This window comes from Pseudomonas sp. LB1P83 (assembly GCF_054897885.1).
This window is the reverse complement of record NZ_CM142709.1, coordinates 1,926,746-1,949,226: the sequence shown is the minus strand read 5'-3', so window position 1 is coordinate 1,949,226 and position 22,481 is coordinate 1,926,746. Positions and strand designations below refer to the sequence as shown.

Annotated in this window: 17 protein-coding genes, 5 tRNA genes and 1 pseudogene; 8 read left to right on the top strand and 15 right to left on the bottom strand. The window is 59.0% G+C overall.

Going from position 1 to position 22,481, the window contains the following annotated elements; translation table 11 throughout:
• Nucleotides 1-2: 2 nt before the first annotated feature.
• Nucleotides 3-1,421, bottom strand: a complete 1,419-nt coding sequence (gene leuC, locus ACYZTY_RS08945; protein WP_461958145.1) for a 3-isopropylmalate dehydratase large subunit — start codon at nt 1,419-1,421, stop codon at nt 3-5.
• A 148-nt stretch (nt 1,422-1,569) separates the two neighbouring features.
• Between leuC and ACYZTY_RS08940 the strand changes: the two genes are divergently transcribed.
• Together ACYZTY_RS08940 and ACYZTY_RS08935 are read left to right on the top strand one after the other, a co-directional pair.
• Nucleotides 1,570-2,460, top strand: coding sequence for a LysR family transcriptional regulator (locus tag ACYZTY_RS08940; protein ID WP_131059534.1), 891 nt, complete (start codon nt 1,570-1,572; stop codon nt 2,458-2,460).
• A gap of 69 nt (nt 2,461-2,529) precedes the next feature.
• A complete protein-coding gene (locus ACYZTY_RS08935) occupies nt 2,530-5,808 on the top strand; it encodes a PAS domain S-box protein (RefSeq protein WP_461958144.1) in 3,279 nt (1,092 codons plus the stop codon).
• A 232-nt stretch (nt 5,809-6,040) separates the two neighbouring features.
• Here ACYZTY_RS08935 and ACYZTY_RS08930 read toward each other — a convergent pair whose 3' ends face one another.
• From ACYZTY_RS08930 to gltX, 10 genes are all read right to left on the bottom strand, one after another.
• Nucleotides 6,041-6,484 carry an Hsp20 family protein gene (locus ACYZTY_RS08930; RefSeq protein WP_131059532.1) on the bottom strand — a complete coding sequence of 148 codons (444 nt, stop codon included), beginning with the start codon at nt 6,482-6,484 and terminating at the stop codon, nt 6,041-6,043.
• 120 nt (nt 6,485-6,604) lie between these two features.
• A complete protein-coding gene (locus ACYZTY_RS08925) occupies nt 6,605-7,564 on the bottom strand; it encodes a tRNA dihydrouridine synthase (protein ID WP_461958143.1) in 960 nt (319 codons plus the stop codon).
• A gap of 196 nt (nt 7,565-7,760) precedes the next feature.
• Nucleotides 7,761-8,198: an acyl-CoA thioesterase gene (locus tag ACYZTY_RS08920; protein WP_461958142.1), complete on the bottom strand. Its 438-nt coding sequence runs from the start codon at nt 8,196-8,198 to the stop codon at nt 7,761-7,763.
• Nucleotides 8,199-8,246: 48 nt separating this feature from the next.
• Nucleotides 8,247-9,080 (bottom strand): alpha/beta fold hydrolase, encoded by an 834-nt coding sequence (locus ACYZTY_RS08915; RefSeq protein WP_461958141.1) that lies wholly within the window; start codon nt 9,078-9,080, stop codon nt 8,247-8,249.
• A 31-nt stretch (nt 9,081-9,111) separates the two neighbouring features.
• Nucleotides 9,112-9,651, bottom strand: coding sequence for a TetR/AcrR family transcriptional regulator (locus tag ACYZTY_RS08910; protein ID WP_008028313.1), 540 nt, complete (start codon nt 9,649-9,651; stop codon nt 9,112-9,114).
• Between the two features lie 183 nt (nt 9,652-9,834).
• A tRNA-Glu gene (locus ACYZTY_RS08905) sits at nt 9,835-9,910 on the bottom strand.
• Nucleotides 9,911-9,990: 80 nt separating this feature from the next.
• Nucleotides 9,991-10,066: transfer RNA gene (locus tag ACYZTY_RS08900), tRNA-Ala, on the bottom strand.
• 53 nt (nt 10,067-10,119) lie between these two features.
• Nucleotides 10,120-10,195: transfer RNA gene (locus tag ACYZTY_RS08895), tRNA-Glu, on the bottom strand.
• A 79-nt stretch (nt 10,196-10,274) separates the two neighbouring features.
• Nucleotides 10,275-10,350 (bottom strand) — tRNA-Ala (locus ACYZTY_RS08890).
• 239 nt (nt 10,351-10,589) lie between these two features.
• Complete coding sequence (gltX, locus tag ACYZTY_RS08885) at nt 10,590-12,071, bottom strand: glutamate--tRNA ligase (RefSeq protein WP_109633228.1); 1,482 nt, start codon at nt 12,069-12,071, stop codon at nt 10,590-10,592.
• A gap of 220 nt (nt 12,072-12,291) precedes the next feature.
• On the opposite strand from gltX, the gene ACYZTY_RS08880 reads away from it, so the two are divergent.
• On the top strand, nt 12,292-13,341 hold the full coding sequence (locus ACYZTY_RS08880; RefSeq protein ID WP_461958140.1) for an HlyD family secretion protein: 1,050 nt from the start codon (nt 12,292-12,294) through the stop codon (nt 13,339-13,341).
• Nucleotides 13,331-14,881: an MDR family MFS transporter gene (locus tag ACYZTY_RS08875; RefSeq protein ID WP_461958139.1), complete on the top strand. Its 1,551-nt coding sequence runs from the start codon at nt 13,331-13,333 to the stop codon at nt 14,879-14,881. Before ACYZTY_RS08880 ends, ACYZTY_RS08875 begins: the two co-directional genes overlap by 11 nt.
• Before the next feature lie 131 nt (nt 14,882-15,012).
• On the opposite strand, the gene uvrB is transcribed toward ACYZTY_RS08875, so the two are convergent.
• Nucleotides 15,013-17,028 carry an excinuclease ABC subunit UvrB gene (gene uvrB / locus ACYZTY_RS08870; protein WP_461958138.1) on the bottom strand — a complete coding sequence of 672 codons (2,016 nt, stop codon included), beginning with the start codon at nt 17,026-17,028 and terminating at the stop codon, nt 15,013-15,015.
• A gap of 351 nt (nt 17,029-17,379) precedes the next feature.
• Here uvrB and ACYZTY_RS08865 point away from each other — a divergent pair, with 351 nt between their 5' ends.
• Entirely contained in the window at nt 17,380-18,576 is a 1,197-nt protein-coding gene (locus ACYZTY_RS08865) for an amino acid aminotransferase (protein ID WP_461958137.1), read from the top strand.
• 130 nt (nt 18,577-18,706) lie between these two features.
• On the opposite strand, the gene ACYZTY_RS08860 is transcribed toward ACYZTY_RS08865, so the two are convergent.
• Complete coding sequence (locus tag ACYZTY_RS08860; RefSeq protein WP_461954766.1) at nt 18,707-19,702, bottom strand: IS110 family RNA-guided transposase; 996 nt, start codon at nt 19,700-19,702, stop codon at nt 18,707-18,709.
• Nucleotides 19,703-20,091: 389 nt separating this feature from the next.
• Between ACYZTY_RS08860 and ACYZTY_RS08855 the strand changes: the two genes are divergently transcribed.
• On the top strand, nt 20,092-20,301 hold the full coding sequence (locus ACYZTY_RS08855) for a hypothetical protein (protein ID WP_461958136.1): 210 nt from the start codon (nt 20,092-20,094) through the stop codon (nt 20,299-20,301).
• Here the strand turns inward: ACYZTY_RS08855 and ACYZTY_RS08850 are convergent.
• A complete protein-coding gene (locus tag ACYZTY_RS08850) occupies nt 20,298-20,528 on the bottom strand; it encodes a hypothetical protein (RefSeq protein ID WP_461958135.1) in 231 nt (76 codons plus the stop codon). The two genes, ACYZTY_RS08855 and ACYZTY_RS08850, sit on opposite strands and share 4 nt — an antisense overlap.
• Nucleotides 20,529-20,755: 227 nt before the next feature.
• Here ACYZTY_RS08850 and ACYZTY_RS08845 point away from each other — a divergent pair.
• Together ACYZTY_RS08845 and ACYZTY_RS08840 are read left to right on the top strand one after the other, a co-directional pair.
• Nucleotides 20,756-20,831 (top strand) — tRNA-Asn (locus ACYZTY_RS08845).
• Nucleotides 20,832-20,969: 138 nt separating this feature from the next.
• Nucleotides 20,970-21,398, top strand: a pseudogene (locus tag ACYZTY_RS08840) (transposase); the annotation flags it as partial.
• A gap of 28 nt (nt 21,399-21,426) precedes the next feature.
• On the opposite strand, the gene ACYZTY_RS08835 reads toward ACYZTY_RS08840, so the two are convergent.
• The gene (locus ACYZTY_RS08835) at nt 21,427-22,170 is read right to left on the bottom strand and encodes a YkgJ family cysteine cluster protein (protein WP_461958134.1); all 744 of its coding nucleotides are present in this window, start codon (nt 22,168-22,170) and stop codon (nt 21,427-21,429) included.
• Nucleotides 22,171-22,481 lie beyond the last annotated feature (311 nt).

Sequence of the window (22,481 nt, the reverse complement as noted above, 5' to 3'; positions counted from 1 at the left end):
CTTTAGATCAATTCACGGACGTCGACGAAACGACCGTTCACCGCGGCGGCGGCGGCCATGGCCGGGCTCACGAGGTGGGTACGACCACCGGCGCCCTGACGGCCTTCGAAGTTGCGGTTGGAGGTCGACGCGCAATGCTCGCCCGACTCCAAACGGTCCGGGTTCATTGCAAGGCACATCGAGCAACCCGGCTCACGCCATTCAAAACCAGCGTCGAGGAAAATCTTGTCCAGGCCTTCCGATTCCGCCTGCGCCTTCACCAGACCCGAGCCCGGCACCACGATGGCCTGCTTGATGGTCGAAGCGACTTTGCGGCCCTTGGCGATCACGGCGGCAGCGCGTAAATCTTCGATCCGCGAGTTGGTGCAGGAGCCGATGAATACGCGGTCGAGCTGGATATCGGTGATCGCCTGATTGGCGGTCAACCCCATGTACTTCAAGGCGCGTTCGATGGAGCCACGCTTGACCAGGTCCATTTCCTTCGCAGGGTCCGGCACGTTCTGATCCACGGCCAGCACCATCTCAGGCGAAGTGCCCCAGCTGACTTGCGGTTTGATTTGGGTCGCATCGAGCTCGACGATGGTGTCGAATATGGCGTCTTTATCAGTCACCAGGTCTTTCCAGGCTTCGACCGCCAAGTCCCATTCCGCGCCTTTCGGGGCGAAAGGACGGCCCTTCACGTAAGCCACGGTTTTCTCGTCAGCGGCCACCAGACCTACGCGAGCGCCGGCCTCGATGGACATGTTGCAGATGGTCATGCGGCCTTCGACCGACAGATCACGAATCGCGCTTCCGGCGAACTCGATGGCATGGCCGTTACCGCCGGCGGTGCCGATCTTGCCGATCACAGCGAGGACGATGTCCTTGGCCGTCACGCCGAACGGCAATTTGCCTTCGACCGAGACCAGCATATTCTTCATCTTTTTGGCGACCAGGCACTGAGTGGCGAGCACGTGCTCGACCTCGGAAGTGCCGATACCGTGAGCCAGAGCACCAAACGCGCCGTGGGTCGAGGTGTGGGAGTCGCCGCAGACCACGGTCATGCCCGGCAAGGTTGCGCCCTGCTCCGGGCCGATGACGTGGACGATACCTTGGCGCACGTCGTTCATCTTGAACTCGACGATGCCGTATTCATCACAGTTGTCATCGAGGGTCTGAACCTGCAAACGCGAGACCTCGTCGGCAATGGCTTCGATGCCGCCCTTGCGCTCCGGGGTGGTCGGTACGTTGTGGTCCGGGGTCGCGATGTTGGCATCGATGCGCCAAGGCTTGCGCCCGGCCAGACGCAGGCCTTCAAAGGCTTGCGGCGACGTCACTTCGTGGATGATGTGACGATCGATATAAATCAGCGCGGAGCCATCGTCGCGCTGTTTGACCAAGTGCGAATCCCAGAGCTTGTCGTAGAGCGTTTTGCCGGCCATCAGACGTTTTCCTCATCAGCTTGTTTCTATGCCCCGGGCTTTGACGATTTCAATAACCCTTTGGCTTGTGAGGTCGATCTTAGGGGGTTACATTAAATAACTCAAATTCATATTTTTTATGCTTTGGATAACCAACTGGAATACATGAATGGATCTGGCCAACCTCAATGCCTTTATCGCGATTGCCGAGACCGGAAGCTTCTCCGGCGCGGGAGAACGCCTGCACCTGACGCAGCCAGCGATCAGCAAGCGAATCGCCGGGCTGGAGCAGCAATTGAAGGTGCGACTGTTCGATCGCCTGGGCCGTGAAGTCGGCCTGACCGAGGCCGGTCGCGCCCTGTTGCCGCGGGCTTATCAGATTCTCAATGTGCTGGATGACACCCGCCGCGCCCTGACCAACCTGACCGGCGAAGTAACCGGCCGCTTAACGCTGGCCACCAGTCACCACATTGGCTTGCACCGTTTACCGCCCCTATTAAGGGAGTTCACCCGACGCTACCCACAAGTGGCGCTGGATATTCAGTTCCTCGATTCAGAAGTGGCCTACGAAGAAATCCTCCATGGCCGCGCCGAACTGGCCGTCATCACCCTGGCGCCGGAGCCCCACGCACTGGTCAAGGCCACGCCGGTGTGGGACGACCCGCTGGATTTCGTGGTCGCCCCGGAGCATTCACTGGTCAGCAACGGCGCAGTCAGCCTGGCGGACATCGCCCTGCATCCGGCGGTGTTCCCCGGCGGCAACACCTTTACTCACCACATCGTCCATCGGCTGTTCGAAGCCCAAGGGCTGACGCCGAACATCGCCATGAGCACGAATTATCTGGAAACCATCAAGATGATGGTGTCGATCGGCCTGGCCTGGAGCGTTTTGCCGCGCACGATGCTGGATGATCAGGTTGCGCGAATACCTTTGCCGGGCATACAACTGACTCGCCAGCTAGGCTATATCCTGCACACCGAACGGACGCTGTCGAATGCGGCACGGGCCTTCATGGCTCTGCTGGATGCACAAATCGATCTGCCAGGGACTCAAGGCTAAGCTGTGCTACTGCTATAGAGCCGTGAACTCCTGTGCCTAACGCCCAATTCAGCCCAAGGCTTGCTGCCAATGCCGAAATCTGTTGACCGTATTCCGCCGATGCCGCGTATACAGGCGCTTGACCCGAAACGGTCCGAGCAGAGCTGGGAAAGCGCACCGCAGTTGCTGGCCGCTCTCAATGGCGCGCGTCTGGGCGCCTGGTATTGGGACATCGAGCGCGGGCAGATCAGCTGGTCGCGGGGCACTCAGGCGTTGTTCGGCTTCGATCCCCGGCAACCGTTGCCGGCCGATCTGGAATACCTCGACTTGCTGCCCCCGGAGGATCGGGCAAAAACCATCCGCGCCTTTCATGCCGTGATTGCCGGCGCCCCGCTGGAACACGCGATGCACCACCGTATCCGCTGGCCCGATGGCAGCCTGCACTGGCTGGAGATCAACGGCAGCCTGCTGCCGGACAAGCACGGCCGGCCACGGATGATTGGAGTCATCCGCGAAATCACCCACCAGCGCCAGCGGGAACAGGCGCTGAGCAGCTCGGAAAAACGCTTTGCCACGCTGTTTCACCTGTGCCCGAACATGGTGTTGCTGACCCGCCAGGAAGATGGCCTGATTACCGAAGCCAACCAGTATTTCGAAAGCCTGTTCGGCTGGCCGGTGCAGGACGCGATTGGCCGAACCACCGTCGAACTGGGCCTGTGGGTGCACCCGGAACAACGGGTCGAGCTGGTCAAGGCGACCAAGGCCAAGGGTGAGCTGATCAGCATGGAGGTGCAGTTTCGCGCCAGCAATGGCCAGATCCACGACGGCATCCTCAGCGCACAGAAAGTCGAACTCGAAGGCCAGCCGTACCTGCTGAGCACTTTCCTCGACACCACTGAACGCAAAGCCGCCGAACACGCGCTGAAAGACAGCCAGGAACGCCTCGACCTGGCGCTGGATTCGGCGCAGCTCGGCACCTGGGACTGGCACATCCCCAGCGGCATGCTGTACGGCTCGGCGCGGGCCGCGCAGTTGCACGGGCTGGAGGCCATACCCTTCCACGAGTCCTTCGACGCGTTTTTCGAAGGTGTGCCCTATGAAGAGCGCGGCACCATGCGCGACGCTTACCGCAGCCTGCGCGAAGGACCGGCCGGCAATTATCAACTGACCTATCGCGTGCAACTGGCGGACGGCAGTTCACGCTACCTGGAAAGCCGCGCCCGCCTCTATCGCGATGAAAACGGCGCGCCGCTGCGCATGGCCGGCACCCTCTTGGACATCACCGACCAGGTCGAACGTGAGCTGCTGCTGGTGGCCTCGGAAGAGAAATTCGCCACGCTGTTCCAGGTCAGCCCGGACCCGATCTGCCTCACGCGCCAGGACACCGGCCAGTTTATCGAGATCAACTCAAGCTTCACCCAAACCTTTGGCTGGAGCGCCGACGAGGTGATTGGTCGCAGCGCCGACGAGATTGGCCTGTGGGACGCTTCGGCAAAAAGTCTGCAACGGATCGAACAGGTCATCCGCGAACAGAGCCTGAACAATGTAGCGATCGTCGCCCAGCACAAAGACGGGCAATCCCTGACCTGCGTGATTTCCAGCCGGCAGATCAGCGTCGGCGAACAACCGTGCATCGTCACCACCCTGCGCGACATCACCCAGCAGCAACGTTCCGAAGCAGCATTGAAGGCCAGTGAAGAGAAGTTTGCCAAGGCGTTCCACTCGAGCCCCGACGCGATCACCATCACCGAGCGCGATACCGGGCGCTACCTGGAGGTCAACGATGGTTTCTGCCGCCTGACCGGTTACCGCGCCGACGAAGTGGTCGGCCGCACGGTGTATCAGGTCGGCATCTGGGCCGAAGAGAAACAACGCTCGGCGCTTCTGGCCGAACTGCAACTCAAGGGCCGCGTGCACCACCAGGAAATGCTCGGCCGCAATAAACGCGGCGAGTTGCTGACCGTCGAAGTCTCGGTGGAGCCGATCACCCTCAACGAGACCGCGTGCCTGTTGCTGACCGCCCGGGACGTCAGCCTGCTGAAGAATGCCGAAGCACAGATCCGTCACCTGGCCTACCACGACCCACTGACCAACCTGCCGAACCGTGCGCTGTTGATGGATCGCCTGAGCCAGCAGATCGCCCTGCTCAAGCGCCACAACCTGCGCGGCGCGTTGCTGTTCCTCGACCTCGATCACTTCAAGCACATCAACGATTCCCTCGGCCACCCGGTCGGCGACACGGTGTTGAAAATCATCACCGCTCGCCTTGAAGCCAGCGTGCGCATGGAAGACACCGTGGCGCGGCTGGGTGGCGACGAGTTTGTGGTGTTGCTCAGCGGTCTTGAGGGTTCGCGCAACGAAGTCAGCGCGCAGGTCCGGGACCTGGCGGACACGTTGCGGGAACTGTTGTCGGAGCCGATGTTCCTCGACGGCCAGCGCCTGCAAGTGACGCCGAGCATCGGCATCGCGCTGATTCCCGACCACGGCTCGACGCCGACCGACCTGCTCAAACGTGCCGACATCGCGCTTTACCGCGCCAAGGACTCGGGCCGCAACACCGCGCAGATGTACCACAACACCATGCAGAAGGCCGCCAGCGAGCGCCTGCGCATGGAAACCGATCTGCGCCTGGCCCTTTCCCGGGGCGAGTTTCGTGTGCATTACCAACCTCAGGTCGACGCCCGGGGCAACCGCATTGTCGGCGCCGAGGCGCTGGTGCGCTGGGACCATCCGGAACTCGGCCCGCAATCGCCAACCGAGTTCATCAAGGTGTTGGAGGACAGCGGGCTGATTCTGGAAGTCGGCACCTGGATCGTCGACGAGGCCTGCGCGGCCTTCAAAAAACTGATCACAAAAGGCTTGATCAACCCGCTCAGCTTCAGCCTGTGCGTCAACATCAGCCCGAGGCAATTTCGTCAAAACGATTTCGTCGAACGCATCGAACACAGCCTCAGCAGCCACGGCCTGCCCTGCTCGCTGCTGAAACTGGAAATCACCGAAGGCATCGTCATCCAGAACCTGGAAGACACCATCAACAAAATGCGCAGCCTGAAAAAACTCGGCGTGAGTTTTGCGATGGACGACTTCGGCACCGGTTACTCCTCGCTGACCTACCTCAAGCGCCTGCCCGTCGACACGCTGAAAATCGACCAGTCGTTCATCCGCGATGCCACCACCGACCCCAACGACGCCGAAATCATCCGCGCCATCGTGGCCATGGCCCGCAGCCTGGAATTGAAAGTGATCGCCGAAGGGGTGGAGACGCCGGAGCAGCTGGAATTTTTGCAGGGGCTGGGGTGCCATTTCTATCAGGGGTATCTGCACAGCCGGCCGTTGCCGGTTGAGGAGTTCCAGAAACTCTTGAAATGAATCAGACCGTGTAGCAGCTGACGAGCAACGCGAGGCTGCGTTCGGCTGCGAAGCAGTCGTGAATCCAGATACCGCGGTGTTTCAGTTAAAACTCAATTGCAGGTTTTACGACTGCTTCGCAGCCGAACGCAGCCTCGCCTTGCTCGGCAGCTGCTACAAGTCGTGCGCCGAGCGCGAGATGATTGGTACAAAAAAAGGGCGCCAATGGCGCCCTTTTCATTGCTCTGGATTGTTACTGCAGAGCTGGTTTTTGCGTCCCGTTGATCGGGATGCGTTTGGCTTTCGCCTCTTCCGGCACGATGCGCAGCAGGTCGATGCTCAGCAGACCGTTGCGCAGGTCAGCGGCCTTGATCTCGATGTGATCGGCCAGGCGGAACGACAGCTTGAACGCACGCTGGGCGATGCCTTGGTGCAGGAAGGTCACGCCTTCAGTCGCGTCACGTTTGCCGCCACTGATGGTCAGCACTCCCTTCTCGACTTGCAGGTCCAGGTCTTCCTCCTGGAAACCGGCCGCGGCCACGACAATGCGGTATTGGTCATCACCGTGTTTTTCAACGTTGTAAGGTGGGTAGGTGCTGCCCGGCTCGTTGCGCAGGGCGGTTTCGAACAGGTCGTTGAAACGGTCGAAGCCTACCGAGGAACGGAACAGTGGGGCCAGGGAAAATGCAGTAGTCATGGTTCAAATCTCCTGAAAACAATCAGCAAGGTTTTTTGTCTCCGCGACCCGAATTCGGCATCGCGTAATCCCTAGATAGGGATCGCTGATTGCTTTTCAAGAGATGACTTGCAGATTTTTTCAGGCCGCTTCAGCCACCTGAAGACCCAGCAAACGCGAGACCTGATCCAGCTCGGTTTCACGACGCAGGACGGTAAACAGCTCGACCGCCTCAGGATAATTGCGGGTCAGCATTGCCAGCCATTGCTTCAAACGACCCGGCGATTGACGTGCTGTCATCTGCGCCTTGGCTTGCAGCCAGAAGTCCTGAATCAGCGGCAGCAACTCTGCCCACGTCATCTCGATCACTTCTTCACCGGCTCGTGCCGCTGCGATTTGCCGTGCAAGGTCCGGACGCGAAACCAGGCCGCGACCGAGCATGATGTCTTCCACTCCGCTGATTTCCCGGCAACGGCGCCAGTCTTCAACGCTCCAGATATCACCATTGGCGAACACGGGGACCTTGACCACTTCCTGCACGCGAGGGATCCATTCCCAATGAGCAGGCGGCTTGTAACCGTCGGTTTTGGTCCGCGCGTGAACCACGATGTGCGCCGCGCCGCCTTCGGCCAGCGCTGTTGCGCAGACCAGCGAACCGTCCGGGCTGTCGAAACCCAGACGCATTTTTGCCGTGACCGGGATGTGCGCAGGCACCGCACGGCGCACGTGTTCAACGATTTGGTTGAGCAGTTCAGGTTCTTTAAGCAGGACGGCGCCGCCACGGGACTTGTTGACGGTCTTGGCCGGGCAGCCGAAGTTCAGGTCGATGACTTCGGAACCCAATTCACAGGCCAGCGCGGCGTTTTCTGCCAGGCACACCGGATCGGAACCGAGCAACTGCACCCGCAGCGGCACGCCGGACGCTGTGCGGGCGCCGGTCAACAATTCCGGGCCGAACTTGTGGTAATAGGCAGGCGTGAGCAGTTGATCGTTGATCCGAATGAACTCGGTCACGCACCAATCGATACCGCCCACACGGGTCAGCACGTCCCGCAGGATGTTGTCGACCAACCCCTCCATGGGCGCCAAAGCAATTTGCATGAAAAACACACTCAACGAAAAACGTGCGGCAGTTTACTGGTTTCGGCACTGAGAGGGTATTTCGTCAGACCGGACGGTGTTGATTGTCGGGACGCCTTCGCGGGCAAGCCTCGCTCCTACAGGTTTTGTGTCGTTCCCATAATGGGTGAACGACACAAAACCTGTGGGAGCGAGGCTTGCCCGCGAAGGGGTCAACTCAGATCTCGACTTGCAACGCAGGGCCGTAGCCTTCGATGAACTCGGCAGGCATGCGCTTGGGCTTGCCCGTCGACAGTTCGATGCAGACGAAGGTGGTTTGCGCACGCAACAACGTGGTGTTGTCGCTCGGGCGCTTCAACTGAAAGTAGCGGGTCATTTTCAGGCGCTGATCCCAATCGACAATCCAGGTTGCCAACTGCAACCCGTCGCCTTCATAGGCGGCGGCCAGGTAGTCAATTTCGTGCCGAACCACCGCCATCGCCCGGTCAAGCCGACGGTATTCGACCAGGTCCAGGCCCAGCCGCTGCGAGTGGCGCCAGGCACAGCGTTCGAGCCAGGTCACGTACACCGCGTTGTTCGCGTGCCCCAGCCCGTCGATGTCCTCGGCGCCGACTTCCAGATCAATGATAAACGGCGTTGCCCGATCCCAGCCCATGCCCCACTCCCGGTCAGATGATGTCGACCGGGGCAGTGTAACGGATGCTCAGGCCGATTGGCGCGAATGCAGACTGCGACCGGCCAGCAGTGACAGCACGCCATCAATCACCCGAGGATCCGCCAGCACGCGCTGATGTCCGCCCTCTTCCAGGCGTAACAGCCGGCTGTCGAACCAGGCCTCGTTGATCAACTGGGATTCCTTGACCGAAACAAAGCAGTCATCTTCGGCGTGAACAATCAACCCCGGCATATCGAGCTGATAGTGCGCGACATCCAGCGTCGCAGCGCGCATGCCGACGTCTTTCTCGACCTGACGAATGAACGCCGAACGCGCTTTGGGCGGCAGTCGTACATAACGGGCAAAACCGCGTAACACGCCGAGAATCCGCGCCGGCGCGGCGATGGTCACCAAGGTTTCAGTGCGCAAGCCCAGCTGCACGGCGAGCATCGCACTGGCGCCGCCCATGGAATGACCGATGACCGCTTGCAGCGGCGGCAACTCGGCAGCTGCTTCGAGCATGGCTCTGGCAAACAGCACGACATTCGCTTCGCTACCCGGTGAGCGGCCATGGGCCGGACCGTCCAGCGCGACGACCGTGTAACCGGCATCGACCAGCGCCGTGATGAGACTCGCAAACTGCGTCGGCCGGCCCTCCCAACCGTGCATCAGCAACACGGCCGGACCTTGCCCCCAGCGCAGCGCCGAGAGGCCGAAGCGCAAGGTGATTCGTTCGGATTTTGCCAGCAGCGGCAGTTCCCAATCACGCGGCGGCAGATCCCGCGGCGTCATGAACGCCAGTCGCATTTTACTCGCGACCAGTTTCGGCGCGAACCAGCCCAAGGTGCCATTAACGCCACGAACCCACTTCAACGTGCTCATCGCTCTCACTCCTCAGGCCAACGCCTTCAGGTCATAGCACCGCCGACTTGGCGGCGCGCAGCAATCGATCGGACAACTCTCCTGGCCCCAGCGCCCGTGCCAGAGCCAGACCACCGACCATCAACGCCATGTCGGCCAAGGCTTTGTCGGTGTCTTCCGGGCTGGCCGCCAACTGCGCGACCATCATTTCCACATGCTCATTCAACGCCACGCGAAACGCGTCCGGCAGGCGACCCAGTTCACCAACAGACGCCGGGATCGGGCACGCAGACTCAGAAGAATCACGGTGTTTGCGCGACAGATAAAACGCAGCCACCAACGCGCGACGTTCTTCGCCGGTCAATTCGGCGTCCATGTCGGCGATCAAGCCACGGCGGTGACCGAGCAGTTGCTTGAACGCTTCCAGCATCATTGCGTCCTTGCTTTCGAAGTGTGCATAGAAGCCGCCAACCGTAAGGCCGGCTGCCCCCATCACTTCGCCCACGCTCGGTTCGGCCGGGCCACGCTGAATCAGCGCTGCGCTGGCGGCCTTGAGAATGCGTTCGCGGGTTTGAGCTTTTTTATCGTTCATCGTTGCCTCCGAATATTACGACTAGAATATTATTCTCATAATAATTTTCCGCAAGTCGTGGATGTGACCGCTGGTCTGAAGAACAGTTTGAAAGAAATAGGGGGATTGGCCAAACGCCAGACAAACAAAAGGGCCATTCAATAATTGAATGACCCTTATAAAATCCCGCAGAGCGGGTAATCGTGGCGTCCCCTAGGGGACTCGAACCCCTGTTACCGCCGTGAAAGGGCGGTGTCCTAGGCCACTAGACGAAGGGGACGCAAAACCTTCTATACAACTGATCAGTGCTGAGAGCTGATCGATTCAAGGCCGGTGTGGCCAGACCTTGAACTGTAAAATTGGTGGAGCTAAACGGGATCGAACCGTTGACCTCTTGCATGCCATGCAAGCGCTCTCCCAGCTGAGCTATAGCCCCGGATTTTTCGCCTCGCGGCGGAGCGACATCTTGCAACATCGCTTCTGTAAAACTGGCGTCCCCTAGGGGACTCGAACCCCTGTTACCGCCGTGAAAGGGCGGTGTCCTAGGCCACTAGACGAAGGGGACGCAAACCCTTCTATACAACAGATCAACGCTGAGTGTTGATCGCTTCAAGGCCGGTGTGGCCAGACCTTAAAGTGTAAATTGGTGGAGCTAGACGGGATCGAACCGTCGACCTCTTGCATGCCATGCAAGCGCTCTCCCAGCTGAGCTATAGCCCCTCATCGCTGAGGACGGGGCGAATCTTAATGGCGCTTCGGAAAGCTGTCAAACTTATTTTTAACAATTTCCAAAATTTTTTGTCGCCATAACAATCACTTACCGCTCTCCCCCCATAAATCCGGGGTGTACCTACATCTGTAGGAGCCAGGCTTGCCGGCGAATGAGGCACCTCGGTGTGTCTGACACACCGCATCATCGTTCTTCGCGAGCAAGCAACGCTCCTACAGAATCGTATTGATCAGGCGATGTTGCCCAGGAGTTTTTCCCACTCCTTGTTTTCCTTCTTCGACACGCCGCCCAGCAGGTCGATGGCCTGGCGCAGGCGGAAACGGGTCAAGTCCGGACCAAGGATTTCCATCGCATCAAGCACCGATACCGAACTGGCCTGGCCCGTGATCGCGGCGAACATCAGCGGCATGGCGTCACGCAGCTTCAGCTCCAAGGATTCGACCACCGCCTGGATCGTCGCGGTAATGCTGTCCTTCTCCCACTGACGCAGGCTTTCCAGCTTCCACAGAATCAGTTGCATCAGCTGACGCACCTGATCGCCCGAAAGCTTCTTCGATTCGAACAGCTTGGCATCCGGGTTCACGCCACCGGCAAAGAAGAATCCGGCCAGCGGTGCAACCTGGCTGAAGGTCTCGACGCGGCCCTGTACATGTGGCGCGATCTTCATCATGTATTCAGGGTTGAGTGCCCAGGTTTGCAGACGCGAGGCGAACTCTTCCACCGGCAGATCACGCAACCACTGGCCATTGAGCCAGGACAGTTTCTCGATATCGAAAATCGGCCCGCCGAGGGATACACGGCTCAGGTCGAAGTGGTCGACCATTTCCTGCAACGAGAACTTCTCGCGCTCGTCCGGCATCGACCAGCCCATGCGGCCGAGGTAGTTGAGCATCGCTTCCGGCATGAAGCCCATGCGCTCGTAGAACGTCACCGAGGTCGGGTTCTTGCGCTTGGACAGCTTGCTCTTGTCCGGGTTACGCAACAGCGGCATGTAGCACAGCTCCGGTTGTTCCCAGCCAAAGTACTCATACAGCAGGATCAGTTTCGGCGCCGATGGCAGCCACTCTTCACCGCGCAGAACGTGGGTGATGCCCATCAGGTGATCGTCGACCACGTTGGCCAGGAAGTACGTCGGCAGGCCGTCGGTCTTCATCAGCACTTGCATGTCCATGCGATCCCACGGGATCTCGACGTCGCCACGCAGCATGTCCGGCACCACACAAACGCCTTCGCTCGGCACTTTCATGCGGATCACGTGTGGCTCGCCAGCGGCCAGACGGCGTGCGACTTCTTCTTTCGACAGCAGCAGCGCACGGCCGTCGTAACGCGGGGTTTCGCCGCGGGCCATTTGCTCGGCGCGCATCTGGTCCAGTTCTTCCGCGGTGCAGAAGCACGGGAAGGCATGGCCCATCTCGACCAGTTGCTGGCAGTACTTCTGATAGATGTCACCGCGCTCGCTTTGACGGTACGGGCCGTGCGGGCCACCAACGTCCGGGCCTTCGCTCCAGTCGATACCCAACCAGCGCAAGGCGTCGAAAATCTGCTGTTCGGACTCGCGGGTCGAGCGCAATTGGTCGGTATCTTCGATCCGCAGGATGAACTCACCGCCATGCTGCTTGGCAAAGCAGTAGTTGAACAAAGCGATGTAAGCGGTACCTACGTGGGGGTCCCCGGTAGGCGATGGCGCGATGCGCGTGCGGACGGTGGTCATGGCAAGTCTCGAAATGAAGATAAAACAAAGGGCGAATGGTAACAGGCGACAGCCGCCCGGCTCCAGTCAGCAGGGCATTTAAGCCAAGGTTGCGTCTACAACGGGCCTGAGCGGCGATGAATGATGGATTATCAGCCGATGGCATTTACCCACTATCGACTGTATGCCAGATTCACCTGCTGATAACTTTCCTTACAATTTCTCGACTACAGTCTGCCCCATGCCTGCCCAACTCAAGCGTCGCCTGTTTATTTTTCTGTTGATCGTCCTGCTGATTGCCGGGGGCTTTTTTGCCCAATGGTTTTTCAACGGACGGTTTTATGAAAGCACCGACAACGCCTATGTCCAGGGCGAGATCACCCGTGTCTCCAGCCAATTGGGCGCGCGCATCGATCAGGTGCTGGTACAGGACAACCAGCACGTCGAGAAAGGCCAATTGCTGATCAAGCTCGAAGGCGATGACTTTCACCTCGCCGTCGACCGCGCCAACGCCACCCTCGCCACCCGCCAGGCCGAACGCCTGCAAGCCCAGAGCAAACTGACCCAGCAAGCCAGCCTGATCGCCGCCAGCGAGGCGCAAGTCGCTTCCAGCCAGGCCAGCCTCGGGCGTTCGCAGATCGACTTGTCTCGAGCGCAAACCTTGCGCAAACCGGGCTACGTGTCGGAAGAACGAGTGACCACCCTCTCCGCCGACAACCACATTGCCCGCTCGCAGGTGACCAAGGCCCAGGCCGACGCACAAAGTCAGCGCCAGCAAGTGAACTCCCTGAGCGCCGAGATCAAACGCCTCGACGCCATGATCGCCAACGCCAAGACCGACCTCGCCCAGGCCGAACTGAACCTGACCCGCAGCGAAATCCACGCGCCCATCAGCGGCTTGATCGGCCAGCGCGCGGCTCGCGAAGGCCAATACGTACAGGCCGGTGCTTATCTGATGTCGATCGTCCCGGACCAGGACATCTGGATTCAGGCCAACTTCAAGGAAACCCAGATCGGCCACATGCAGCCCGGCCAAAAGGCCAAGCTGACCTTCGACGCGTACAGCGACACGCCGATCGATGCGCGGGTCGACAGCCTGTTCGCAGCCTCGGGCGCGCAGTTCAGCCTGTTGCCACCGGACAATGCCACGGGCAACTTCACCAAAGTCGTACAACGGATTCCGGTCAAACTGACCTTCGCCGCGGACAACCCGCTGCACGGCAAGATTCGCCCGGGCATGTCGGTCACCGCCAAAGTGAACATCCAAGACGCCCCTGACGATGGCCGGTGATCAACTGATCCGCCCAGTCGGCGAACCGACCCGCAGGGACTGGATTGCGGTGATGAGCGTGATGCTCGGCGCCTTCATGGCCGTGCTGGATATCCAGATCACCAACTCGTCGCTCAAGGATATTCAGGGCGCGCTGTCGGCGACGCTGGAAGAAGGCTCGTGGATTTCCACCTCCTACCTGGTCGCGGAAATCATCATGATCCCGCTGACCGCGTGGCTGGTGCAGCTGCTGTCGGCGCGACGCCTGGCGGTGTGGGTTTCACTGGGATTCCTCGCCGCCTCCCTGCTCTGTTCCATGGCCTGGAGCCTGGAGAGCATGATCATCTTCCGGGCGTTACAGGGCTTTACCGGCGGCGCGCTGATCCCGCTGGCGTTCACCCTCACCCTGATCAAACTCCCGGAACATCACCGCGCAAAAGGCATGGCGATGTTTGCCATGACCGCGACGTTCGCGCCCTCCATCGGCCCGACGCTGGGCGGCTGGCTGACGGAAAACTGGGGGTGGGAATACATCTTCTACATCAACATCCCACCGGGCCTGATCATGATCGCCGGCCTGATGTACGGCCTGGAGAAGAAAGAAGCGCACTGGGAACTGCTCAAAAGCACCGACTACATGGGCATCCTCACGCTCGGCGTCGGCCTCGGTTGTTTGCAGGTGTTTCTGGAGGAAGGCCACCGCAAGGACTGGCTGGAGTCGAACCTGATCGTGACCCTGGGCAGCATCGCGCTGGTCAGTCTGATCACGTTTGTGATCGTGCAGTTTTCCAAGCCCAATCCGCTGATCAATCTCGGCATCCTGGGCAATCGAAACTTTGGTTTATCGAGTATTTCCAGCCTCGGGATGGGCGTCGGCTTGTACGGCTCGATTTTCCTGTTGCCGCTGTACCTGGCGCAGATCCAGAACTACAACGCTTTGCAGATCGGCGAAGTAATTATGTGGATGGGCGTGCCGCAGCTGTTTCTGATTCCGCTGGTGCCGAAATTGATGAAATACGTGTCGCCGAAATGGCTGTGCACGCTGGGCTTCGGGCTGTTCGGGTTGGCGAGTTTTTCTTCGGGGGTGCTGAACCCGGACTTTGCCGGGCCGCAGTTCAATCAGATCCAGATCATCCGCGCACTGGGCCAGCCGCTGATCATGGTGACCATTTCGCTGATCGCCACCGCCTACATCCTGCCGCAGGACGCGGGGTCGGCGTCGAGCCTGTTCAACATCCTGCGTAACCTCGGCGGCGCGATTGGCATCGCCCTCCTCGCCACGCTGCTGGATGCGCGGACCAAGACGTACTTTGATTATTTGCGTGAATCCATCGTGCCGAGCAATCCGCAGGTGGCGGAACGGATGGCGTCGATGACGGACCGGTTTGGCAGTGAGACGGCGGCGCTGGGCAAGTTGAGCGAGATTGCGCATCAGCAGGCGTCGATCATGGCTTATAACGATGCGTTTCACTTTGTCGGGATTGCGTTGGGGATCAGCATGATTGCGGTGTTGTTGACCAAGGCGTTGCCGGCGGGGCTTAAGGCTGGTGAGGCACATTAAGACCGAGTCGCCCCCTTCGCGGGCAAGCCTCGCTCCTACAGGGTTTTGCGTCGATCACCCATTTTGTGAGCGACGCAAAACTGTAGGAGCGAGGCTTGCCCGCGAAGAGGCCAGTTCAGGCACCGCAAATCTCAGACAGTAATCAACCGTTCCCGCAACTTGGTAATTTCATCACGCATCTGCGCCGCAGCTTCGAATTCCAGGTCGCGGGCGAGCTGGTACATCTTCTCTTCCAGCGCCTTGATACGCTTGGCGACTTCCCCCGGCGAACGCAATTCGGCTTCGTACTTGGCGCTCTCTTCAGCGGCCTTGGCCATGCCTTTGCGTTTCTTGCTGCGCGAACCCGGCACGGTGGCGCCTTCCATGATGTCGGCCACGTCCTTGAACACACCCTTCGGGGTGATGCCGTTGGCCAGGTTGAAGGCGATCTGCTTGTCGCGACGGCGCTCGGTCTCGCCGATCGCCCGCTCCATGGAACCAGTGATGCGATCCGCGTAGAGAATCGCCCGGCCATTGAGGTTACGCGCTGCTCGGCCAATGGTCTGGATCAACGAGCGCTCGGAGCGCAGGAAGCCTTCCTTGTCCGCATCGAGGATCGCCACCAACGAGACTTCTGGCATGTCCAGGCCTTCACGCAGCAGGTTGATCCCCACCAGCACATCGAAGGTGCCCAGACGCAAATCGCGGATGATTTCCACCCGCTCCACGGTGTCGATGTCCGAGTGCAGGTAACGCACGCGCACGCCGTGGTCGGCCAGGTAATCGGTCAAGTCTTCGGACATGCGTTTGGTCAGGGTCGTGACCAGCACCCGCTCTTCCAGCGCCACGCGCTTGCCGATTTCGGAAAGCAAATCGTCGACCTGGGTCAGCGCCGGGCGGATTTCGATTTGCGGGTCCACCAGGCCGGTCGGGCGCACCAGTTGCTCGACCACGCGACCGGCGTGTTCCGCCTCGTAATTGCCCGGCGTGGCCGAAACAAAGATCGTCTGCGGGCTGATGTTTTCGAACTCGTCGAAACGCATCGGTCGGTTATCCAGCGCTGACGGCAGGCGGAATCCGTATTCCACCAGTGTTTCTTTACGGGACCGGTCGCCCTTATACATGGCGCCGACCTGCGGCACGCTGACGTGGGATTCGTCGATCACCAGCAAGGCATCGGCCGGCAGGTAATCAAACAAAGTCGGCGGTGCCTGCCCGGAATCACGGCCCGAAAGATAGCGCGAGTAGTTTTCGATGCCGTTGCAATAACCCAGCTCGAGGATCATCTCCAGGTCGAAACGGGTGCGCTGCTCAAGGCGCTGGGCTTCAACGAGTTTATTGTTGGAGCGCAGGTAATCCAGGCGCTCCTGCAACTCGACCTTGATCCCTTCGACGGCACCCAGCAGAGTTTCCCGTGGCGTCACGTAGTGGCTTTTCGGATAGAAGGTGAAGCGCGGCAACTGACGGGTCACTTCGCCAGTCAACGGATCGAACGCGGAAATCTTCTCGACTTCATCGTCGAAGAGTTCGATGCGGATCGCTTCAAAGTCGGATTCCGCCGGATGGATATCGATCACATCGCCGCGCACCCGGAACGTCGCCCGGGCAAAATCCATGTCGTTGCGGGTGTATTGCAGGTCTGCCAGGCGGCGCAGCAACGCGCGCTGATCAAGCTTGTCGCCGCGATCCACGTGCAGAACCATCTTCAAATAGGTTTCCGGACTGCCCAAACCGTAGATGCACGAGACTGTGGTGACGATGATCGCGTCTTTGCGCTCCAGCAGCGCCTTGGTCGCTGAAAGTCGCATCTGCTCGATGTGATCGTTGATCGAGGCGTCTTTCTCGATGAAGGTGTCCGACGAAGGCACGTAGGCTTCGGGCTGGTAGTAGTCGTAGTAGGAAACGAAGTACTCGACGGCGTTGTTCGGGAAAAACGCCTTGAACTCACCGTACAACTGCGCGGCCAGGGTCTTGTTCGGCGCCAGCACCAGGGTCGGACGCTGCACCTGGGCGATCACGTTGGCGATGCTGAAGGTCTTGCCCGACCCGGTCACACCGAGCAACGTCTGGTGCGCCAGCCCGGCTTCGATGCCCTCGACCATCAGGCGGATGGCTTCCGGCTGATCGCCGGCGGGCTCGAAGCGGGTGACTAGCTGGAATTCAGACATGCATACCTCTCGATTCTCGAAGCAGGGTATCGCGCCAGCGCGGTCAAAGCGGCAGCAACGAGAAAGGCCGCAAACGACGCACGTCGCCCGAGGAAAAAACTGGATTGTGCTCAATGTGGTGCCGATTGCCCGCGCTTTCAAGGCAAACGTCCTACATCCCGTGAAGTCTTTGACGCAGACATTCGACTAACGGTCGAAAAATAATCGAAAAAACTTAGCCGAAAAGCCGAATCGTCTGTCGCCATCAATCGCAGATGGCCTCTATACTAGCTCCCCGTTTGTGCACCGCTCTAGTGCATTCGGCTGGAGCGCGACACGTCCCTCCACACTCCATTCAGAGCCGCCGCAAAAATGAGCCTGTTCTCCGCTGTCGAAATGGCACCACGCGATCCAATCCTGGGCCTCAACGAAGCATTCAACGCCGATACACGTACCACCAAGGTCAACCTGGGGGTCGGTGTTTACTGCAACGAGGAGGGGCGAATTCCACTCCTGCGCGCCGTTGTCGAAGCCGAGACGATTCGCGTCGCTCAACACGCTTCCCGTGGCTACTTGCCGATCGATGGCATCGCTGCTTACGACCAGGCTGTGCAGAAACTGCTGTTCGGCAATGACTCGCCGCTGATTGCTGCTGGCCGCGTCATCACCACCCAGGCCGTTGGCGGCACTGGCGCACTGAAAATCGGTGCCGACTTCCTCAAGCAACTGCTGCCGAACGCCATCGTGGCGATCAGCGACCCGAGCTGGGAAAACCACCGCGCCCTGTTCGAAACCGCGGGTTTCCCGGTGCAGAACTACCGCTACTACGACGCCGCGACCCACGACGTTAACCGTGCCGGCCTGCTCGAAGACCTGAACGCCCTGCCGTCCGGCTCCATCGTTGTGCTGCACGCCTGCTGCCACAACCCGACCGGCGTGGACCTCAGCCCGGCGGACTGGAAAAACGTCCTGGACGTGGTGAAAGCCAAAGGTCACGTACCGTTCCTCGACATGGCCTACCAGGGCTTTGGCGATGGCATCGACGAAGACGCCGCTGCCGTGCGTCTGTTCGCTGAGTCGGGCCTGACGTTCTTCGTCTCCAGCTCGTTCTCCAAATCCTTCTCGCTGTACGGCGAGCGCGTTGGCGCCCTGTCGATCGTCAGCGAATCGAAAGAAGAAAGCGCGCGCGTGCTGTCGCAAGTCAAACGCGTGATCCGCACCAACTACTCCAACCCGCCGACCCACGGTGCAAGCATCGTCGCTGCTGTGCTGAACAGTCCGGAACTGCGCGCCCAGTGGGAAGAAGAACTGGCGGAAATGCGCCTGCGGATTCGCGGCATGCGCATTCAAATGGTCGACCTGCTGGCGAAAAACGCGCCGCAGCGTGATTTCAGCTTCGTCGGTCGTCAGCGCGGCATGTTCTCCTACTCTGGCCTGACCGTTGAGCAAGTCACCCGCTTGCGCACCGAGTTCGGCATCTACGCCTTGGACACCGGCCGCATCTGCGTGGCGGCTTTGAACCAGAGCAACATCGACGCGGTGACCAAGGCCATCGTTGCGGTGATCTGAGTCTCGCGCGGTACGAAAAACGGGAAGCCTTGGGGCTTCCCGTTTTTATTTGTCGCAGATAAGTGTCAAAGCGCTATCGGCGCCCTCTAAACTCCACACAACGATGCACCTGTAGATACTCTGTTCACGGTCAAGCTTTCGCGAGATGTTTTTCGCTAAAAAGCTTGGCCGTATTAAATTCTTCTCCAGAACGCATGCATGCCCATAACCCGGTCAGGTATTTGCGCATCACTGCTCCGATGGCCTGCATTTTCTTCTTGCCGCGGGCTACCAGCGCCTCGTAAAAGGCTTTCACATTCTCATCACAGCGAATTGCCGTCATTGCCGGCATGAACATCGCTGCACGTAAATACGCGTTGCCGCATTTGGACATTCGGCCTGGCCGGTTCACGCTGGTGCCTGACTGGGTCAACCTTACATCGAGTCCTGCATAACGGCTTACCTGCGCCGATTTAAGCGTCACAGGAAGTGTCGTCAACTCAGCCAGTGCTGCGATGGCCGAGGCCTCTCCCACGCCGGGTGCAGCCATCATGCAGCGAAACTGCAAGCTCAGATCTGGGCATTTGGCGATGGCCTCGCGAGCGGCCTTCTTCAAACGATCAATCCGTGTGTCTAGCGCTGCAATCGCATCTTTTTCATCCTCGATCAGCAGCTCAACACTCGTTTCCGTCGCTTGTAGTGCGTGCAACTCATTCTTGGCTCGGGTCCGATGGCCAATCAGCCGGTTGATATGGCGACCAATAGCACGCAGCATCAGTTGATCTGCAGTAGGTGGCACCCACAGTCTAGGCGCCATACGTTCGCCATACTCGGCCAGCAACTGAGCATCAATCTGGTCAGTTTTGCTGTTTTGCAGCATCAGCTTGGCAAAGTTATGGAAGCTTTTGGGGTTGATCACCGAGACCGGTAAGCCGGCGGCATGCAACTCTATCGCCAGGTCCAGGTAGTAAATGCCGGTGGCCTCCATGACCACGCTCAGCGGTTTGAGGCCCAACATCTTGGTCACGGCAGCCTTACGCCCCTTGGGTGTGTGCTGAATGTCCCACTGGCCTGATGTTTTACCGTTCTGCCGCCATCCCATAGCAGATGTGCGGGCACCAATGTCTATGCCGACATGAGTATTCATGCTTTTCACTTCCCTGACTTTCGGTAAGATTGCTCCTGGTTCCCCCGACCTCGAACTTCATGCCACTGCAACCTTGTAATGCGAAGTCCGACTTGTCGGCTTCTCGATACTCTTCGTGGTGGGCAATGAGGCGGGGGGGCCTCTCTACAGACAAGGTCAGGAGTAAATCCTGCCTTTAGGAGCGATCGACCTCCCCCAGAAACACACTTGATGTTGTATGAGTCCTTGAGCGTAACCTCTCTCGTTGGAATCAGGGTCAACATACAAGGAGCGAGCGGGCGGCGATCCGACTTGCCCGCGAAGCTTTGAGCGTCAGAGAGGACGCCTTCGCGGGCAAGCCTCGCTCCTACAGATTATGTGTACACCTGAGAATTCTGAAGAGAGCCCACATGAAAAACGATGACCTGCGCGCTGAGCGCGATGACTTGGACGACTTGAATGATTTCGCCCCCCGCGCCCCGGCCAAACGCGGTAACAACCTGGTGCTGCAAGTGGCTGCTGGCGTATTTCTCGGCGGCCTGGCCCTGTGGCTGGTGCAACTGGCCGCCACGATGCTGTACGCCAAACTGATGCTCGCCACGGTGACGTTCGGCGGTTAAGCCAGTTCGGACGCACGCTGACTGGCGGCGTCGTCATAGGCGACGTAGAGCGATTCAGCGACCTGACTCTTGATCGCTTTTGCGCTTTCCAGACCGAGGACGAAGCCTTCAGCCTTGCCGCCCGCGCGGTTCAAATCGTCAGCGGTGCTGGCCTGAGCGATTGCGTCGAACAGCTTCTCGGCGTGCGGGCCGACACCTTTGGGCAGGCTGATCTGAGCGATGCTCATGCGAACACCCCGTTGTTTTGAAGGGTGAGGATTGGGTGATTCATGGCACGTACCTTTTCGGCGAATGGCCGGCAGCGCGTGTAACCACTTCCGGGCGGCCATGGTAGACCTCTGAGGCGATTCTGGTAACCGCCCATGGCCGATAAACCACCGTCCGTCTCGATGAATCCGTCACGTTGTTAACAGACGCTTGACTTCTCTTTTTGAATCAGTAACATACGCGCTATTCCGCGATAGCTCAGTTGGTAGAGCAAGTGACTGTTAATCACTGGGTCCCTGGTTCGAGTCCAGGTCGTGGAGCCATACAAGGTTCCAGAGAAGGCTTCCAAAATCTCTGAAACCCCTGAAAAACCCGCCTTCTCAGACTGTGTGAAAACCTAGCAATCTGCGCGGGGATCCAAGAAAATGCTCCGTATCGAAAGATACGGAGCATTTTTCGTTATGGCCTACATCCAAGGAGAGTCCCGCAGCCAGACCTGCCTGTTCCCGGTCTCGCTGGAAGAGTTGATCCCCGAGGATCACCTCGTTCGTGTGATCGACACCTACGTCGCGAAGCTTGATCTTGTGCGCCTGGGTTTCGATAAAGCCTTACCAAAAGGTACCGGGCGCCCCTCTTACGATCCCGCCGATCAGCTCAAGCTGTTCCTCTATGGTTATTTCCAGCGGATTCGCTCATCCCGGCGGCTCGAAGCCGAGTGCCAGCGCAGTATCGAAGTGATGTCGTTGATCAACCGGTTCAAACCCGACTTCAAGACCATCGCCGACTTCCGTAAAAACAACAAAGCTGCCTTTATCGCGACCTGTCGCGCCTTCGTCCAGTTTTGCCGCACGGTAGGTCTCATCGCGGGCGAGCTGGTGGCCATCGATGGGTATAGATGAAGTACGAGCTGCCCAAAATCTATAGACCATGAAAGATGTAGTCAGTCTGCATTCGAAGATCCAGTTCAACACCTGCCCGCTGTAGTTGGTCGTGCAGCTCGGCCTTGTCGACCCGTACTTTCCAGGGTAGGTTTGCCGGAACGCTGACACCGGAATCAACGAGGTTGATTGCTTGCTGTAATCGTGCGCGATCAGGCAAGTAAACGGCCAGTGCGTCACCTTTCCAAGAAGCAACATTCAGCCCCATAGCCGCGCACACTGCAATTTTGGCTTGGGCATCGTCCCGGTCAGTTTGTCGGGAACGTTGAACCTGGTCCTTTAGAATCGGATCGACTATCCGGTCAGAGCACAAGACTTCCCCGACCTCCCAAACTTCCGGCGGGCAAACCTTATTTTTTGGATGCATCGCTATAAACGGATTGATTTCCATCGGAAAGATTCGACATACCAGCGGCCGCTCTTCATAGATACCGCAGCGGTTGTCTTCACCGAGGCTTGGACACTGCGTCAGCGCATTGCCCGCCAGGACCGCAATCACCTGTATCCGCGCTTCTCCGCTAACGACCGCCACCGCACGTTGCACACTGTGGGTGTAATGCTCCACCTGAGGCCAAACTGACTCGTCAAAAGCTTCGAGTATTACGGCTACATCACCGCCCCGATTAAGCCATTCCCTTGCTTCGTTAAGGGTTAGAGGAATAAGACGTCCTTTGCAGCAAATTCCGCAACCGTTACATGCAAACCGTATAGCGTTGTTATTCATGGCAAGCACTCTCCAAATGCGAGGGCACTGCTCCCAAAAATCAATACACATCTGTAATCAGAATGCGATTCGGCATTGGGAATTAAACGTAGAAAAAAGGCGGCTGAAACATAGACAGTCCGGACGAAGACTGATCCGCGAAACATAGATTAAAACTACCGCTCACACATCATCGCTGCCAACTTCGCCGCACAACTCTCTCCTATAATTTTCAGTGCAAAGTTTCTAACTAAGTCCAATCACGCCTTGCTAAGTTGCTCATGACGACTGCAGTCGAGCGGCCCACTAACTGGCGAGGGGCCGCTGCCTGA

Excerpts from the sequence above, each read along its gene's own strand:
- leuC (WP_461958145.1), bottom strand. The coding sequence starts at position 1,421 with ATGGCCGGCAAAACGCTCTACGACAAGCTCTGGGATTCGCACTTGGTC.
- ACYZTY_RS08940 (WP_131059534.1), top strand. The coding sequence starts at position 1,570 with ATGGATCTGGCCAACCTCAATGCCTTTATCGCGATTGCCGAGACCGGA.
- ACYZTY_RS08935 (WP_461958144.1), top strand. The coding sequence starts at position 2,530 with ATGCCGAAATCTGTTGACCGTATTCCGCCGATGCCGCGTATACAGGCG.
- ACYZTY_RS08930 (WP_131059532.1), bottom strand. The coding sequence starts at position 6,484 with ATGACTACTGCATTTTCCCTGGCCCCACTGTTCCGTTCCTCGGTAGGC.
- ACYZTY_RS08925 (WP_461958143.1), bottom strand. The coding sequence starts at position 7,564 with ATGCAAATTGCTTTGGCGCCCATGGAGGGGTTGGTCGACAACATCCTG.
- ACYZTY_RS08920 (WP_461958142.1), bottom strand. The coding sequence starts at position 8,198 with ATGGGCTGGGATCGGGCAACGCCGTTTATCATTGATCTGGAAGTCGGC.
- ACYZTY_RS08915 (WP_461958141.1), bottom strand. The coding sequence starts at position 9,080 with ATGAGCACGTTGAAGTGGGTTCGTGGCGTTAATGGCACCTTGGGCTGG.
- ACYZTY_RS08910 (WP_008028313.1), bottom strand. The coding sequence starts at position 9,651 with ATGAACGATAAAAAAGCTCAAACCCGCGAACGCATTCTCAAGGCCGCC.
- gltX (WP_109633228.1), bottom strand. The coding sequence starts at position 12,071 with ATGACCACCGTCCGCACGCGCATCGCGCCATCGCCTACCGGGGACCCC.
- ACYZTY_RS08880 (WP_461958140.1), top strand. The coding sequence starts at position 12,292 with ATGCCTGCCCAACTCAAGCGTCGCCTGTTTATTTTTCTGTTGATCGTC.
- ACYZTY_RS08875 (WP_461958139.1), top strand. The coding sequence starts at position 13,331 with ATGGCCGGTGATCAACTGATCCGCCCAGTCGGCGAACCGACCCGCAGG.
- uvrB (WP_461958138.1), bottom strand. The coding sequence starts at position 17,028 with ATGTCTGAATTCCAGCTAGTCACCCGCTTCGAGCCCGCCGGCGATCAG.
- ACYZTY_RS08865 (WP_461958137.1), top strand. The coding sequence starts at position 17,380 with ATGAGCCTGTTCTCCGCTGTCGAAATGGCACCACGCGATCCAATCCTG.
- ACYZTY_RS08860 (WP_461954766.1), bottom strand. The coding sequence starts at position 19,702 with ATGAATACTCATGTCGGCATAGACATTGGTGCCCGCACATCTGCTATG.
- ACYZTY_RS08855 (WP_461958136.1), top strand. The coding sequence starts at position 20,092 with ATGAAAAACGATGACCTGCGCGCTGAGCGCGATGACTTGGACGACTTG.
- ACYZTY_RS08850 (WP_461958135.1), bottom strand. The coding sequence starts at position 20,528 with ATGAGCATCGCTCAGATCAGCCTGCCCAAAGGTGTCGGCCCGCACGCC.
- ACYZTY_RS08835 (WP_461958134.1), bottom strand. The coding sequence starts at position 22,170 with ATGAATAACAACGCTATACGGTTTGCATGTAACGGTTGCGGAATTTGC.